Here is a 1,496-nt window from a genome sequence, read left to right as displayed (position 1 = left end):
CCGGACACCACGATCGCCGCCTCCGTCAGCTCCGGGCGCCCCGTCGACTCACGCGGCGTACGCGCGGTGACCTTCGTCCCCCTGGCCGCCTCACCGAACGACACCGCCAGCGCCTGGACCGCACCCGCAGCGGCAACAGGCTCGACCGCCGCCGAGTTCGGCTTCACCGTGATCACCGGAACACCCCTGGAAACCCGGGACCTGGTCGTGTACGAAGCGGCGAACACCGCCTGCGTCGCGACCGGACCCTCCTCACCGGCCTCCAGATCCGTGGCATCGGTGATGATGCCCGAACCGACCCGCACCGCGAGACGAGCGGCGATCTCCTTGCCCTCGGCCGAGGACACCACCAGCACCGCCACCGGCGAGACCGCCTCGAACGCCGCCTGCAACGCATCCACCTTCGGAACCACCAGGTACTCGGCGAACTCCGGCGCATCCGCCGTCAGAACCCTCACCGCACCGTGCTCACCCAGCACCCCCGCGGTCGCCTCCGCACCAGCACCCAACGCCACCGCGACCGGATCACCGATCCGACGAGCCAGCGTCAACAGCTCCAGCGTGGGCTTGCGGACCGCACCGTCCACATGATCGACAAGAACAAGAACTTCAGCCATGACAACGCACTCCAGACGAGAACAGAAGAAGAGAGGGACGGATCGGGAACGGACAGCCCGTGCCGGGCCGGGAAACGCGGACTAGATGAACTTCTGGCCCGCGAGGAACTCGGCGAGCTGCCTGCCGCCCTCACCCTCGTCCTTCACGATCGTGCCCGCCGTACGCGCCGGACGCTCCGTCGCGGAATCCACCGCCGTCCACGCACCCGCCAGACCCACCTCGTCCGCCTCCAGACCCAGATCATCCAGATCCAGCGACTGCACCGGCTTCTTCTTCGCCGCCATGATCCCCTTGAACGACGGGTAACGCGCCTCACCCGACTGATCGGTCACCGACACCACCGCCGGAAGCGACGCCTCAAGACGCTCCGTGGCCGTGTCACCGTCACGACGCCCGGTCACCACACCCCCGCTCACCGCCACCTCCGACAACAGCGTCACCTGCGGCACACCCAGACGCTCCGCCAGCAACGCCGGCAGCACACCCATCACACCGTCCGTCGACGCCATCCCGCAGATCACCAGGTCATACCCGGTCTTCTCCACGGCCTTCGCCAGCACCAGCGACGTCCCCATCACATCCGTACCGTGCAGATCGTCGTCCTCGACGTGAACCGCCTTGTCCGCACCCATCGACAACGCCTTGCGCAACGCGTCCTTGGCATCCTCCGGACCCACCGTCACCACGGTGATCTCCGCATCGTCCGCCTCGTCAGCGATCTGCAACGCCTGCTCGACCGCGTACTCGTCCAGCTCCGACAACAGACCGTCGACATCCTCACGATCCAACGTCAGATCATCGGCGAAACGCCGGTCACCGGACGCGTCGGGCACGTACTTCACACAGACAACGATCCTCAAGCTCACGCCGGCTCTCCT

General features: G+C 67.2%; 2 protein-coding genes. Both read right to left on the bottom strand.

Annotated features, from left to right (window positions below):
- A partial coding sequence (locus tag CIB93_RS36935) for an electron transfer flavoprotein subunit alpha/FixB family protein (protein ID WP_373558844.1) occupies positions 1–617 on the bottom strand: 617 nt, incomplete at its 3' end.
- Positions 618–698: 81 nt separating this feature from the next.
- A complete protein-coding gene (locus CIB93_RS36930; RefSeq protein WP_096633125.1) occupies positions 699–1,484 on the bottom strand; it encodes an electron transfer flavoprotein subunit beta/FixA family protein in 786 nt (261 codons plus the stop codon).
- Positions 1,485–1,496 lie beyond the last annotated feature (12 nt).

The organism is Streptomyces sp. WZ.A104 (assembly GCF_002382885.1).
In the GTDB taxonomy this organism is placed as follows: domain Bacteria; phylum Actinomycetota; class Actinomycetes; order Streptomycetales; family Streptomycetaceae; genus Streptomyces.
The sequence above is the reverse complement of the archived record's forward strand: the minus strand, read 5'-3'. Positions and strand labels throughout refer to the sequence as shown.